Origin of the sequence: Blastococcus carthaginiensis, assembly GCF_030731085.1 — a bacterium.
GTDB lineage: Bacteria > Actinomycetota > Actinomycetes > Mycobacteriales > Geodermatophilaceae > Blastococcus > Blastococcus carthaginiensis.
Window position 1 is genome coordinate 122,259 of sequence record NZ_JASNFN010000009.1, and the last position, 13,534, is coordinate 135,792.

Genomic DNA, 13,534 nt, shown 5'->3' on the forward strand with positions numbered 1-13,534 from the left:
GCCCCCCCCCCCCCCCCCCCCACGCCTCACGGGGTCGTCGGGACCGTGATCTCGCCCGAGATGATCCGCTGGCGGTAGTCCTCGATCTGCTGCTGGATGTCGTCGATCTGCCCACCCGAGGTGGCCAGGCCGACGCCGTCGCTCTCCAGGTCGTTGAGGATGTCGATGCCGCCCTGGACGTTGCCCTCGGAGTAGTCGGTGATGAACGCCTCCACCGCGTTGTCGACCCGCTTGAGCATCGAGGTCATGATGACCGCCTGCAGCGCCGGGTCGTCGACGGTCTGGTACTGGTCGGAGTCGACACCGATCGCCCGGTTGCCGGTGTCGGCGGCCGCCTGGAAGACGCCGCTGCCCGAGCCGCCCGCCGCGTGGAAGACGATGTCCGCGCCGGCGTCGTACATGCTGCGGGCCAGGATCTGGCCGCGGGCCGGGTCGCCGAAGCCGGTGAAGTCACCGGCCGGGGAGATGTACTCGACGTCGACCTGGATGTCCGGGTCGACCGCCTTCGCGCCGGCGGTGAAGCCGGCCTCGAACTTCTGGATCAGCGGCATCTCGACACCGCCGACGAAGCCGACGTGGCCGGTCTCGCTCTTCAGCGCCGCGGCGACGCCGGCGAGGAACGAGCCCTGCTCCTCGGCGAACAGCAGGCCGGTCGCGTTCTCCAGGCCGGAGTCGGCCACCGATGCGTCGACGACGGCGAACGTCGTGTCGGGGAACTCCTCGGCGACCTCGGCGATCGTGTCGGCGTAGGCGAAGCCGACGCCGATGACCGGGTCGTAGCCGGCCTCTGCCAGGTTGGCCAGGCCCTCGACCCGGTCGGAGCCGTCGTCGTTCGGGCTGAACTCCTGGACCTCGCCGCCCAGCGCCGCGATGGCCGCCTCGACGCCGGCGTAGGCCGAGTCGTTGAAGGACTGGTCGCCGCGGCCACCGACGTCGTACGCGAGGCCGACCTGGAGGTCGTCCGATCCCCCGTCGCCGCCGCCGTTGCCGCCGGCCGTGGGCTCCTCGTCACTGGCACAGGCCGCCAGGGCCAGGCTGCCGGCCAGCAGCAGCGCCGCGGCCTTCGTCATCCGCGCTCGGCGCAAGACGATCTCCTTTGCTGGGGGGAGGTCCCCGGCTCGTGGCCGGGTCTCCCGGTGGTGGGTTGCGCGTGCGCCCGAACCACCCCGGGGGGCGGCTCGCACGGGTGCACGACCCCGGACGCTAACCGCGCGGACCGAGCCCCCCACAACCTCTCGCGCGTACTGAGACCCGATCGTTGCGAACCCTCCTCCGATCGGGTCGCGCCGCCCTGGACGCCGTGTCCCACCTCACGACACGGCAACCGGGGTCAGCGCGCCGGTGCGCCGGCCGCGGGCTCCTCCTCCGCCGGCCGACCGGCGGACTCCACGGCCGGGAGGGTGGCGGTCCAGGCGGCGGTGAAGAAGGCGAACCGGAAGACGACGTTGATCCAGACCAGGATGCCGACGGCGCCGCCGAACGCCGAGGCGGTCACACTGCCGGAGATGAGCGCGAGGTAGAGGTTCCCGATCAGTTTCAGCGCCTCGAAGCCGACCGCGCCGAACAGCGCCCCCGGCAGCAGCCGGCGCACCGGGTGCGGCGTGGCGGGGACCACCTTGAGCAGCCACAGGAAGACGACGACGTCGCCGAGGAAGGCCAGCGCCAGGGTCACCACGGTGGTGAGCACCGCGAGACCGGCCACGTCCTCGAGCCCGAGCACGCCGAGCAACCAGGACGTCGCCGTCGTCGCGACGCCGGTCAGCCCGAGGCTCGCCAGGCCGACCGCCCCGAGCAGCACCAGGGCCAGCAGGTCCTGGACGTTGTCCCGCAGGAACTCCGGCTCCTCGGCGTTGCCCTTCCAGGTGCGCTCCATGCCGATGCGCAGCTTGTCCATCGCCCGCAGGCCGGCGTAGACGAAACCGACCAGCCCGATCGCGCCGACCACCTCCGCGGAGCCGACCGCGCCGCGCAGGTCGGCGACGATGTCCTGCCCGGTGCTGCCCGGGAAGGCCGCCCGGATCGCCTCGTAGAGCTCGCGCTGGAGCAGTTCGTCCCCGGCCAGCACCAGGCCGATGACCGAGGCCACCAGGAGCAGGACGGGGAACAGCCCCAGGAAGGCGAAGTAGGTGACCCCCGCGGCCATGAGATCGCCCTGCAGCCGCTGGTAACGGCCGCCGGCCCGGGCCAGGTGGTCGAACCAGGGGGAACGCCGCCGGGCGGTGCCGATCGTGCTCTCGACGCGGTCCCACGCCCGCGCCGGCCACCCCTTCCGGGCGGGGGCCTCCGCGTCGGGGGCCTCGCGGGTGGGGGTGGAGCTCACCGCCCGAGTCTGGGGCCTGCCCGGCCCCCGCGCAGGGTCCGCTCAGCGCTCCGGGCCGGTCAGCGGGTACTCGCGGGCGATCTCCCAGACACCGGCCGCCGTCTGCTCGAACTCGGTGAAGTGCTCCACCCGGAACTCGGCGGAGAGGTCCTGCAGCCCGCAGTAGGCCAGGTCGAGCATGTCGCCCGGCACGTCGTGCGCGACGGTCACGTGCGGGTGGTACGGGAAGGACAGCGAGCGGTCGAGGGGGCCCTGGCGGACGTCGTGGGCCAGTAGCTCGCAGTTGCCGATGCCCCGCGCCACGGCCACGAACACGACGTCGGAGACCGGCGTGAAGGTGCCGGTGCCGGCGAGGTGCATGTCGAACGGCGGGTGCGCGGCGGCGACGCCCGCGAGGTGCGCGGTGATGGCGCCGCGGTCGGCGACCGGCACCTCCGTCGGCGGGAGCAGCGTCACGTGCGGCGGCACCAGCGTCGCCTGCGGGTCGCCGACCTTGCACCGCCAGTCGACGAGCAGGGCCGCCCACGGCTCGGGGATGGGCACGATCACCCCGAGCAGCGCCGTCTCCGGCGGCGTGCCCAGCCGGCCGACGAAGGTGTCGTCGTTCATGCGGCCGGCCCCGCGGGTGGGAGGAAGCCGACCCGCTCGTAGACGGCGGCGAGCGTGCGGCCGGCCACCTCACGGGCCCGCGCCGCACCCCCGGCGAGCAGGCGCTCGAGCTCGGCGGGGTCGGCCAGCAGCTCGGCGGTGCGCTGCTGCACCGGGGCGAGGGCCTCGGTGACGACCTCGGCGAGCTCCTTCTTCAGGTCGCCGTACCCGCGACCGGCGAAGTGCTCCTCGAGCTGGGCGGTGCTCTGCCCCGAGAAGGCGGAGTGGATAGTGAGCAGGTTGGTGACGCCCGGCTTGCCCTCCGGGTCCGCGACGACCTCCCGCCCGGTGTCGGTGACGGCGGAGCGGATCTTCTTCGCGGTCACCTTCGGGTCGTCCAGGAGGTTGACGCAGCCCGCCGGCGGCAGGCTCTTGCTCATCTTCTTGTCCGGCGACTGGAGGTCGAGGATCTTCGCGGCTCCGGCCGGGATGTAGGCCTCGGGGACGGTGAAGGTCTCGCCGTAGCGGCCGTTGAAGCGCCCGGCCAGGTCGCGGGTGAGCTCCAGGTGCTGCCGCTGGTCCTCCCCGACCGGCACCCGGTGCGCCTGGTACAGCAGGATGTCCGCCGCCTGCAGCACCGGGTAGGTGAACAGCCCCACGGACGTCGGGCCGGCGCCCTCGCGGGTGCTCTTGTCCTTGAACTGGGTCATCCGGCTGGCTTCCCCGAAGCCGGTGAGGCACTGCAGCACCCAGGCCAGCTGGGCGTGCTCGGGCACCTGGCTCTGCACGAACAGGGTGCTGCGGGCGGGGTCCACGCCCAGGGCGATCAGCTGCGCGGCCGACACGAGGGTGCGCTGCCGCAGCACGGCGGGGTCGGGCTGCTCGAGGGTGATCGCGTGCAGGTCGACGACGCAGTAGAAGGCGTCGTGGTCCTCCTGCATGCTCACCCACTGCCGGAGGGCGCCGACATAGTTGCCGAGGTGGAAGGAGTCCGCGGTCGGCTGGATGCCGGACAGCACTCGGGGAAGAGCCACGTCGGCCATCAAACCAGCCGGGAGCGCCGTCCGTTCCGGGCTCCCCCGTCCCGCCGCGGCCCCGGCCGCCGAGGTCACCCGGTCGGGGCTGGTCAGCGGACCGCGGCGGCCAGCGCGTCGTCGAGCGCGGCCAGGAAGACGTCGTCCTCCTCGGGCGTGCCCACGGTGACCCGGATGCCCTCCCCGGCGAAGGGCCGGGTGATGACCGCGCGGGACTCCAGCGCGGCGGCCAGCTCCGCCGTCCGCTCCCCCGTCGGCAGCCAGACGAAGTTGGCCTGGCTGTCGGCGACCCCCAGGCCCCGGTCGCGCAGCGCGGCGGTCAGCCGCTCGCGCTCGGTGACGACGGCGGCGCACCGGGCCCGCACCTCGTCCTCGCTGGCCAGCGCCGCGACCGCCGCCGCCTGGGCGACCATGCCGACGCTGAACGGCAGGTGCGTCTTGCGCACCGCCTCGGCCACCGCCGGGTCCTCGGCGAGCAGGTAGCCGACGCGCAGCCCGGCCAGCCCCCACGCCTTGGAGAACGTGCGCAGCACGGCCACGTTGGGCCGGCCGCGCATCAGCTCCACGCCGTCGGGCACCCGTGGATCGGTGACGAACTCGCGGTAGGCCTCGTCGAGGACGACCAGCGTCTCGGTGGGCACCGCGTCGAGGAAGCGCGCCAGCTCCGCGCGGCGCACGGCGGTGCCGGTGGGGTTGTTGGGGTTGCAGACGAAGACCAGGCGGGTGCTGTCGTCCAGCGCCGCGGCCAGCGCCGCCAGGTCGTGGGTGTCGGCGGACCCGCCGGGGCGGCCGGGGGCCAGCGGCACCTGCACCGCCCGGGCACCGGCGACGCGGGCCAGCAGCGGGTACATCTCGAACGAGCGCCAGGCGAAGGCGATGCTCGTGCCGGGGTCGTTGTAGGCCTGCGCGAGCTCCTGGCAGATGGCCACCGCGCCGCACCCGGCGGCGACCTGCGCGGGGTCGACGTCGTAGCGCTCGGCCAGCGCACCGGTGAGGACGACGGCGCCGTTGTCGGGGTACCGGTTGGTGCCGGCGACCGCGGTGGTCACCGCCTCGACGACGGCGGGCAGCGGCGGGAACGCCACCTCGTTGCTGGCCAGCTTCACCGCCCGCTCGACGCCGATCTCGCGGGCGAGGTCGGCCGGGTTGCGGCCGGGCCGGTACGCGGGGAGCGACTGCACCGCCGGTCGGGCACTGACCACCAGATCCTCCACCTCCCGCGGACCCGCCCTTCTAGGGTGTGCCCATGCGCGTACTCGTCGCCGGCGGCGCCGGCTACATCGGCAGCGTAGTGACCGCGGCTCTGCTCGCCGGGGGGCACGAGGTCACCGTCCTCGACGACCTCTCCACGGGGCACGCGGACGCCGTCCCCGAGGGGGCGGCGCTGGCGGAGGTGTCGCTGCACGACTCCGCGCCCGTGCTGGCCGAGGTCCGCCCCGAGGCGGTGCTGCACTTCGCGGCCAAGTCGCTGGTCGGCGTCTCCCAGCAGCAGCCCGAGGACTACTGGCACACCAACGTCGGCGGCTCCTTCGCGCTGCTGGAGGCGATGCGGGCGGCCGGCTGCCGGCGGATCGTCTTCTCCTCCACCGCCGCCACCTACGGCGAGCCCGACCAGGTGCCGATCCGGGAGGACGCGCCGACCCGGCCGACCAACACCTACGGCGCCTCCAAGCTCGCCGTCGACCACATGCTCACCTCCTACGCCGTCGCGCACGGCTTCGCCGCGGTCAGCCTGCGCTACTTCAACGTCGCGGGCGCGGCCTACGGGCTGGGCGAGCGGCACGCGACGGAGACCCACCTGATCCCCCTCGCCCTGCAGGTCGCCTCCGGGCAGCGCGACTCCCTCACCGTCTACGGCCAGGACTACCCGACGCCCGACGGCACCTGCATCCGCGACTACGTGCACGTCGAGGATCTCTCCGACGCCCACCTGCTGGCCCTTCCCGCCCCGGCGGCCGGCGAGCACCGCGTCTACAACCTCGGCAACGGCACCGGCTTCTCGGTGCAGCAGGTCGTCGAGGCGGCCCGCGAGGTGACCGGCCACCCCATCCCGGTGACGATCGGCGAGCGGCGGGCCGGCGACCCGGCTCAGCTGGTCGCGTCCAGCGACCGGATCCGCGCCGACCTGGGCTGGGCGCCGAAGCACACCGACCTGGTCGGCATCGTCCGCGACGCCTGGGACGTCGCCGAGGCGCGCCGCGGTTAGTACCGCGTCACGCAATCTTCGACTGGTTCAAGCTGGGCCGGCGAGCGCTTCGCGTCAGGACAGTGTGCGCAGACGCGCCATTCCCGTGCCGAAAACTGACCATCTGCGCACTCCGTCGCCATCAGCGGCGGTCTCGGGAAGGCAGGCGAACGTTGACGTCCGCGGTTAGCTCGTCGCGGTCGCGTCCGGGGCGTCCTCGGGCTCCTCGGACGCCGGCGGCGGGCCGACGCGCAGGCGGGCGATCCGCCGGCCGTCGAGCTCCAGCACCTCGATGCGCCGTCCCTCGACCTCCACGGCGTCCCCGACCTCGGGCAGCCGGCCGAGCTCGGCGAGGACGAACCCGGCGGCCGTCTCGTACGGCCCCTCGGGGAGCCGCAGGCTGGTCGCGTCGGCGAAGTCGTCGAGGTTGAGCAGGCCGTCGACGTCGCGCGGTGCGTCCGGCGCCGGCCGGTCCTCCGGCGCGACCTCCTCGTCGTACTCGTCGTAGATCTCGCCGATGACCTCCTCGATGAGGTCCTCGAGCGTGACGATGCCGTCGGTCCCGCCGTACTCGTCGACGACGATCGCCAGGTGCTGGTTGTCCCGGCGCATCTCGCTGAGCACCGTCAGGACCGCGGCGGTGCCGGGCAGCCGGGTGACCTCGCGGGCGAGGTCACCGACGGTCGCCGCCCGGCCCGCCGGGTGGGTGGGCAGGAACAGGTCGCGCACGTGCACGAAGCCGACGACGTCGTCCTGGTCGCGGCCGACCACGGGGAAGCGCGACCAGTTCGACTCCGCGACCAGCTTCGCCGCGCGGCTCGCGGTCGTCGAGGCCTCGAGGAACTGGACCTCGGTGCGCGGCGTCATGACCTCGCGCACCTCGCGCTCGCCGGCGCGGAAGACCTCGTCGATCAGCCGGCGCTCGTCGCTGCTCAGCGACTCGTGCGCGGCCACGAGGTCGCGCAACTCCTCCTGGCTGATCGACTCACCGCTCGCCTTCGGGTCGCCGCCGACCAGCCGCACGAGACCGTTGGTCGACTTCGACAGCAACCAGATGATCGGCCGCGACGCCTTGGCGATGGCGTTGAGCGGGGCGGCCACCATCAGCGAGAAGCCCTCGGCCCGCTGCAGCGCCAGCCGCTTCGGGGTGAGCTCGCCGACGACGAGGGACACGTAGCTGATCGCGACGGTGACCAGGACCAGCGCGAGCGTGCCGGCGAGCCCCTCCCCCAGGCCACGGGTCTCCAGCCAGTCGGCCAGGGGGGCCGACAACGTGCTCGCGCCGAAGGCCGCGGAGAAGAACCCGGCCAGGGTGACGCCGACCTGCACGGCGGCGAGGAACTGGTTGGGGTCCTTGAGCAGCTTCTGCACCGCCTGCCCGCGGCGCCCCTGCTCGGCCATGGCGCGCACCTGTCCCTCGCGCAGCGAGACCAGGGCGATCTCGGCGCCGGCGAAGGCACCGCCGATCAGCACGAAGACGACGACCATGACGATGTTGAGCCATACGTCGCTCACCGGCGGCGTGCTCCTCGGGGTTCGGGGCGGGGCGGACCGTTCCATGGTGCCGGGTCCATGCTGCCCGCGCGCTGGTCCGCGCACGCCCGGGGGGCTCTCCCGGGTGGGGTGACCGTACCGACGGCGCCGGTCTTCCCCGGTAGCGCGCACACGGATAGTCTTCTGCCGATAACGGATCGTGATCTTCCCGAGGACCCGCATGCACCACCGGCCGTCCGGTCCCCCGCTCCCTGCCCACCGCCGCACCGCCGCCCGGGACGACGCGCCCTGCTCGCCGCGCCGGTTCCCCAGGGTCGGCCTCGCGGTCGCACTGACGTTCGCGGCCACCGCCGTCGTGCTCACCGCCCCGGTGGTCTCGGGGCCGGAGATGCCGGGCCCGCTCGACGCGTCGTCCTCCGCCGGGTCCGCTCCCGACTCCTCCACCTCGGTCTTCCCCGGTGCAGTGCCCGCGGCGCCCGCGGCACCGGCCGGCACCCCCGCCGCGCCGGACGCCGGTGCGGAGCAGCCCGCGACGGCCGTGCCCGAGCCGGCACCCGGCCCCGTCGAGGTCCCCGCCCCCGCCGAGGTCCCCGCCCCCGCCGAGGCCCCCGGCGCCGGGGGGACACCGCCGCCTCCGCCGCCGTCCGTCCGGCCACCTGCCCCCGCCGCCGCGCCGGCACCCGGCCCGACCAACCGCGTCCCGGCTCCGGCTGCCGCGGCGCCTGCACCACCCCCGCCAGCACCGGCCGCACCGGCCGTGACGGGCGTCGAGGGCGAGGTCCTGGCCCTGGTCAACGCCCAGCGCGCCCAGGCCGGGTGCGGGCCGGTCGCGTCCGACGCCGGGCTCGCCGCGGTCGCCCGGGCGCACAGCGCCGGCATGCGCGACCGCGGCTTCTTCGACCACGTGGACCCCGACGGGCTGGGCCCGTTCCACCGCGCCGACCGGGCGGGCGTCTCGGCCCGGGCGGAGAACATCGCCCGCGGCCAGGCCGACGCGGCCGCCGTCATGACCTCGTGGATGAACAGCCCCGGCCACCGGGCCAACATCCTGGACTGCGGCCTGACCCGGCTCGGCGTCGGCGTGGCCACCGGCTCCGGCGGCCCCTGGTGGACCCAGCTCTTCGGCTGAGCCGACTCCCGCCGCGACGAGATGTGCGCTGGATCGGGCGTCCACGCGCTCTGCAGGCCCCGATCTGATGCATCTCGCGACCGGTGCCGCGACGCGCAGCGGCCCCCGCACCCGGAGCGGGTGCGGGGGCCGCTGTGCGTCAGGGAGACCTCAGGCCATGGCCTTCTTGAGGTTGCTGTCGATGGCCGCCAGGAAGTCCTGGGTGGTCAGCCACGGCTGGTCCTTGCTGATCAGCAGCGCGAGGTCCTTGGTCATCTGACCGCCCTCGACGGTGTCGATGCAGACCTTCTCCAGCGTCTCCGCGAAGCGGGTCACCTCGGGGGTGCCGTCCAGCTTGCCGCGGTGGGCCAGGCCCCTGGTCCAGGCGAAGATCGACGCGATCGGGTTGGTCGACGTCTCCTTGCCCTGCTGGTGCTGGCGGAAGTGACGGGTCACCGTGCCGTGGGCGGCCTCGGCCTCGACCGTGCGGCCGTCGGGGCTCATCAGCACCGACGTCATCAGGCCCAGCGAGCCGAAGCCCTGCGCCACGGTGTCGGACTGCACGTCGCCGTCGTAGTTCTTGCAGGCCCAGACGTAGCCGCCCTCCCACTTGAGCGAGGCGGCGACCATGTCGTCGATCAGCCGGTGCTCGTAGGTGATGCCGGCCGCGTCGAACTTCTCCTTGAACTCGGCCTGGAAGACCTCCTCGAACAGGTCCTTGAACCGGCCGTCGTAGGCCTTGAGGATCGTGTTCTTGGTCGAGAGGTAGACCGGGTACTGCCGCTGCAGGCCGTAGTTCATCGAGGCGCGCGCGAAGTCGCGGATCGAGTCGTCGAGGTTGTACATCGCCATCGCGACGCCGCCGCCGGGCGACTGGAAGACCTCGTGCTCGATCGGCGCGGAGCCGTCGGCCGGCTGGAAGCTGATCGTCAGCGTGCCCTCGCCGGGGAACTTGAAGTCGGTCGCGCGGTACTGGTCACCGAAGGCGTGACGCCCGACGACGATCGGCTTGGTCCAGCCCGGCACCAGGCGCGGCACGTTCTGCATGATGATCGGCTCGCGGAAGATGACGCCGCCGAGGATGTTGCGGATCGTGCCGTTGGGCGAGCGGTACATGCGCTTGAGGCCGAACTCCTCGACCCGCGCCTCGTCCGGCGTGATCGTCGCGCACTTGACCCCGACGCCGTGCTTCTTGATGGCGTTCGCGGAGTCGACGGTGATCTGGTCGTCGGTCGCGTCCCGCGCCTCGATGCCCAGGTCGTAGTACTCCAGGTTGACGTCGAGGTACGGGAGGATCAGCTGGTCCTTGATGAACTGCCAGATGATCCGGGTCATCTCGTCGCCGTCGAGCTCGACGACGGTGCCCTCGACCTTGATCTTGCTCACGCGTTCTCCTTGTGCTCTCGTGGCCCCGCTGCAGGGTCCCGCCGCGAGCGTGCGAGCGGTGGGGCAGCGGGGTCCTTCTTCAGAGGTCGGCTACGTCGGCCTGCTTCGCGCGCACTGCCTCGGCGGCCTCGCGCAGACCCGCCACTTCGCTCTCCGCCAGGTCGCTCTCGACGACCCGCCGGACGCCTTCCCGGCCGATCTCGGCCTCCACCCCCAGGTACACCCCGGAGATGCCGTACTCGCCGTCGACCCAGGCGCACACCGGCATGACGGTGCCGGAGTCCTCCACGACCGCGCGGGCCATGCGGGCGGCAGCGGCGGAGGGAGCGTAGTAGGCCGACCCGGTCTTCAGCAGGGCCACCACCTCCGCGCCGCCGTTGCGGGTGCGCTGGACGAGGTGCTCGACGCGGTCGGGGGCCATCACCTCGGACAGCGGCTTGCCGTCGACCGTGCACCGGGACGGCACCGGGACCATGGTGTCGCCGTGCGAGCCCAGGGTCAGGGTGCGCACCGAGGAGACCGGGACACCCAGCTCCTCGGCGACGTTGTTGGTGAAGCGCGCGGTGTCGAGCATCCCGGCCTGCCCCATGACCCGCTGCTTCGGAAAGCCGCTGGCCAGCTGCGCCAGCGCGGTCATCTCGTCGAGCGGGTTGGAGACGACGATGACGACGGCGTCGGGCGAGGTGCGCGCGATGTTCTCCGCCACCTGCCGGACGATGCCGGCGTTGGTCTCGATCAGGTCCATGCGGCTCATGCCGGGCTTGCGCGGCAGACCGGCGGTGACCACGACGACGTCGGAGCCCTCGGTGCCCTCGTAGGAGCCGCCGCCGATGCCGACGACCTCCGTCTCGAAGCCCTCGATCGGCCGGGACTGGTTCATGTCCAGCGCCAGCCCCTCGGGCTTGCCCTCCACGATGTCGGTGAGGACGACGGTCTCGAAGACGTCGTACTCGGCCAGGCGGAGTGCGGTGGTGGAGCCGTAGAAACCGGCACCGACCACGGTGACCTTGCCGTTCCTGGGCTGCTTCGCCATGGTCGCCAACCTAGCGCTGCCCGGCGGCCGGCGCCGCCCCGGGTGCGCTCACGTCGCCGGGATGGCCAGCGCGACGGCGGCGAGGGTGACCCCCGCCCCGGCGAGCAGGACGACGTCGACCGCGCGGCTGCGGACGGCGAGGAAGCCGACCCGCCGCACGGGCAGCAGCAGCCGCAGCAGCGCGGCGCCCACCAGGGACGTCCCGAGAACCACCAGGCCCCAGCGCCAGTGCTCGAAGGTGACGAGCAACAGGCCGATCGCCACCACGACCAGCACCGCCAGCAGCGGCAGCTGCCGCAGGAGCCCGGCGAGGAAGGGCCGGCGGACGTAGAGCGGCGGGCGGCTCACGGTCAGGCCGAGAGGGCCTCGAGCGCGGCGGCCCGCTCGGCGGCCAGCACCACGTTCTGCAGCAGCATCGCCCGCGTCATCGGCCCCACCCCGCCGGGGTTGGGCGCGACGTGGCCGGCGACGTCGACGACGTCCTTGGCGACGTCCCCGGCGATCTTCCCGTCGACCCGGCTCACGCCCACGTCGAGGACGGCGGCGCCGGGCTTGACCATGCCGGCGGTGATCAGCCCGGGCACCCCGGCGGCGGCGACCACGACGTCCGCGGAGCGCACGTGGGCCGCTAGGTCGCGGGTGCCGGTGTGGCAGAGGGTCACCGTCGCGTTCTCGGTGCGCCGGGTGAGCAGCAGGCCCAGCGGCCGGCCGACCGTGATGCCGCGGCCGATGATGACCACCTCGGCGCCGGCGACCGGCACCCCGTAGCGGCGCAGCAGCTCCACGATGCCCACCGGCGTGCAGGGCAGCGGCCCGGGCACGTTGAGGACCAGGCGGCCGAGGTTGACCGGGTGCAGACCGTCGGCGTCCTTGGCCGGGTCCATGGCCTCCAGGACCCGGCTCTCCTCGATGCCCGCCGGCAGCGGCAGCTGCACGATGTAGCCGGTGCAGCCGGGGTCGGCGTTGAGCTCGGCCACGACGGCCAGCACGTCGGCCTCGGTGGCGGTGGCGGGCAGCTCGCGCTGGATGCTGGCGATGCCCACCTCGGCGCAGTCCGAGTGCTTGGCGTTGACGTACCACCGGCTGCCGGGGTCGTCCCCCACCAGCAGGGTGCCGAGACCGGGCCGGTGACCGGCCGCGGCGAGAACTGCCACGCGTTCGGTCAGCTCGGCGCGGATCGCCGCAGCGGTGGCCTTGCCGTCCAGGATCGTCGCGGGCACGCCGACAGTCTGCCCGAACGGGTCCCGCCGGTGTCGGCGCGGCCCTAGGGTCGAAGACGACGGGGCGCCCGGCCCCGGCGATCCGCGGAGGTGCGCGATGAGCGACCACACCCCGGCCGGCGCATCCGCGTCGTCCGGCACCGGCCCGGCGGCGACCGACCCCGCGTACTCCGACCGCCCGGTGGCCTTCCGCGGACCGGAGAGCCTGGGCGGGCTGCTGCTCATCCTCGCGGGGATCGCCGCCGCCGTCAGCCTGCCGCTGGACTGGCTGCGCGACCGCGACGGCAGCGGCTGGGCGCTGGTGCGCGACGCGTTCGACGATCTCGGGCAGGTGTTCGACGACGGCGGGTGGCAGCCGCTGGCCATCGTGCTCGGCGGCGGCGTGCTGTTCCTCCTCGGCATCGCGCTGTGGCTGCCCGCCCGCAGCCACCGGTTCGTGGGGCTGCTGGCGCTGGTGGTCAGCGGCGTCGTCACGGCCGCGGTGCTCGTGCCGCTGGTCGACGCCGGCTGGGACCTCGGCTTCTTCGGCCCCGGTTTCTGGTGCGGGATCGCCGTCGCCGTCCTCGGCCTGCTCGGCTCGCTCAAGGCCGTGCTGACCGGCCCGCGGTACTGAGCACGTCGTCATCCTCCGGATGACACCGCCATGACATCGCGGCCCTCCGGACCGCACCCATGACATCGCGGTCCTCCGGACCGCACCGCCATCACATCGCGGTCCTCCGGACCGCACCGCCATCACATCGCGGTCCTCCGGACCGCACCGCCATCACATCGCGGTCCTCCGGACCGCACCGCGGCCACGAGCCGTCCCCCTGCTGCGCGGAGCCGTTGCCCGTGTCCCGGTCGGGAACCCTCCGGGCTCCGCAACCGGTCCACACCTGCCGGCGTTCGCGATCGCCTCATGTAAAGAGCTCCGGTGCTTGATCAGCTTCGGGGTTCCAGGGTTGCATGAGCATCCCGGCTGGTCCGGTGGGTGGCGAGGAAAGCGGCTCTGAGGGAGAGACGATCTTGAGGGATCGTGTCGAGAGCCTCGTCCGACTGATTGCCACCACTGGCCTGGCCACGGATGCCCCGGATGAGGGAAGTGGGCCGGCCCGCCGAGGCCGGGCCCGGTTGCAGCACATGAGTGGGAGCCGTCGTCAGGTTGCTCGCCGCCTTGGGACCGT

Annotated in this window: 13 protein-coding genes; 3 read left to right on the forward strand and 10 right to left on the reverse strand. The window is 73.5% G+C overall.

Going from position 1 to position 13,534, the window contains the following annotated elements; genetic code table 11:
- Positions 1-26 precede the first annotated feature (26 nt).
- From QOZ88_RS09490 to hisC, 5 genes are all read right to left on the reverse strand, one after another.
- A complete protein-coding gene (locus QOZ88_RS09490) occupies positions 27-1,085 on the reverse strand; it encodes a BMP family lipoprotein (RefSeq protein ID WP_305999536.1) in 1,059 nt (352 codons plus the stop codon).
- 245 nt (positions 1,086-1,330) lie between these two features.
- A complete protein-coding gene (locus QOZ88_RS09495; RefSeq protein ID WP_305999537.1) occupies positions 1,331-2,320 on the reverse strand; it encodes a YihY/virulence factor BrkB family protein in 990 nt (329 codons plus the stop codon).
- Positions 2,321-2,362: 42 nt separating this feature from the next.
- Positions 2,363-2,929 (reverse strand): 2'-5' RNA ligase family protein, encoded by a 567-nt coding sequence (locus tag QOZ88_RS09500; RefSeq protein WP_305999538.1) that lies wholly within the window; start codon positions 2,927-2,929, stop codon positions 2,363-2,365.
- Positions 2,926-3,951 (reverse strand): tryptophan--tRNA ligase, encoded by a 1,026-nt coding sequence (gene trpS / locus QOZ88_RS09505; RefSeq protein WP_305999539.1) that lies wholly within the window; start codon positions 3,949-3,951, stop codon positions 2,926-2,928. The genes QOZ88_RS09500 and trpS overlap by 4 nt, the downstream gene beginning before the upstream one ends.
- Before the next feature lie 83 nt (positions 3,952-4,034).
- A complete protein-coding gene (gene hisC / locus QOZ88_RS09510; RefSeq protein ID WP_305999540.1) occupies positions 4,035-5,144 on the reverse strand; it encodes a histidinol-phosphate transaminase in 1,110 nt (369 codons plus the stop codon).
- 44 nt (positions 5,145-5,188) lie between these two features.
- On the opposite strand from hisC, the gene galE reads away from it, so the two are divergent.
- Positions 5,189-6,148: a UDP-glucose 4-epimerase GalE gene (gene galE, locus QOZ88_RS09515; protein ID WP_305999541.1), complete on the forward strand. Its 960-nt coding sequence runs from the start codon at positions 5,189-5,191 to the stop codon at positions 6,146-6,148.
- Positions 6,149-6,313: 165 nt separating this feature from the next.
- Here the strand turns inward: galE and QOZ88_RS09520 are convergent, their stop codons facing one another.
- Positions 6,314-7,642, reverse strand: a complete 1,329-nt coding sequence (locus QOZ88_RS09520) for a hemolysin family protein (protein ID WP_305999542.1) — start codon at positions 7,640-7,642, stop codon at positions 6,314-6,316.
- Positions 7,643-7,841: 199 nt separating this feature from the next.
- Here QOZ88_RS09520 and QOZ88_RS09525 point away from each other — a divergent pair, with 199 nt between their 5' ends.
- Entirely contained in the window at positions 7,842-8,750 is a 909-nt protein-coding gene (locus tag QOZ88_RS09525) for a CAP domain-containing protein (RefSeq protein WP_305999543.1), read from the forward strand.
- A gap of 150 nt (positions 8,751-8,900) precedes the next feature.
- Here QOZ88_RS09525 and QOZ88_RS09530 read toward each other — a convergent pair whose 3' ends face one another.
- From QOZ88_RS09530 to QOZ88_RS09545, 4 genes are all read right to left on the reverse strand, one after another.
- Positions 8,901-10,115: an NADP-dependent isocitrate dehydrogenase gene (locus QOZ88_RS09530; RefSeq protein WP_305999544.1), complete on the reverse strand. Its 1,215-nt coding sequence runs from the start codon at positions 10,113-10,115 to the stop codon at positions 8,901-8,903.
- A 79-nt stretch (positions 10,116-10,194) separates the two neighbouring features.
- The gene (gene mdh, locus QOZ88_RS09535) at positions 10,195-11,148 is read right to left on the reverse strand and encodes a malate dehydrogenase (protein ID WP_305999545.1); all 954 of its coding nucleotides are present in this window, start codon (positions 11,146-11,148) and stop codon (positions 10,195-10,197) included.
- 48 nt (positions 11,149-11,196) lie between these two features.
- The gene (locus QOZ88_RS09540; RefSeq protein WP_305999546.1) at positions 11,197-11,496 is read right to left on the reverse strand and encodes a DUF3017 domain-containing protein; all 300 of its coding nucleotides are present in this window, start codon (positions 11,494-11,496) and stop codon (positions 11,197-11,199) included.
- 2 nt (positions 11,497-11,498) lie between these two features.
- The gene (locus tag QOZ88_RS09545) at positions 11,499-12,368 is read right to left on the reverse strand and encodes a bifunctional methylenetetrahydrofolate dehydrogenase/methenyltetrahydrofolate cyclohydrolase (protein WP_305999547.1); all 870 of its coding nucleotides are present in this window, start codon (positions 12,366-12,368) and stop codon (positions 11,499-11,501) included.
- A 97-nt stretch (positions 12,369-12,465) separates the two neighbouring features.
- On the opposite strand from QOZ88_RS09545, the gene QOZ88_RS09550 reads away from it, so the two are divergent.
- Positions 12,466-12,981, forward strand: a complete 516-nt coding sequence (locus QOZ88_RS09550) for a hypothetical protein (RefSeq protein ID WP_305999548.1) — start codon at positions 12,466-12,468, stop codon at positions 12,979-12,981.
- Positions 12,982-13,534 lie beyond the last annotated feature (553 nt).

Coding starts and splice junctions, on each gene's coding strand:
- galE (WP_305999541.1), top strand. CDS start 5,189: ATGCGCGTACTCGTCGCCGGCGGCGCCGGCTACATCGGCAGCGTAGTG.
- QOZ88_RS09550 (WP_305999548.1), top strand. CDS start 12,466: ATGAGCGACCACACCCCGGCCGGCGCATCCGCGTCGTCCGGCACCGGC.
- trpS (WP_305999539.1), bottom strand. CDS start 3,951: ATGGCCGACGTGGCTCTTCCCCGAGTGCTGTCCGGCATCCAGCCGACC.
- mdh (WP_305999545.1), bottom strand. CDS start 11,148: ATGGCGAAGCAGCCCAGGAACGGCAAGGTCACCGTGGTCGGTGCCGGT.
- QOZ88_RS09500 (WP_305999538.1), bottom strand. CDS start 2,929: ATGAACGACGACACCTTCGTCGGCCGGCTGGGCACGCCGCCGGAGACG.
- QOZ88_RS09525 (WP_305999543.1), top strand. CDS start 7,842: ATGCACCACCGGCCGTCCGGTCCCCCGCTCCCTGCCCACCGCCGCACC.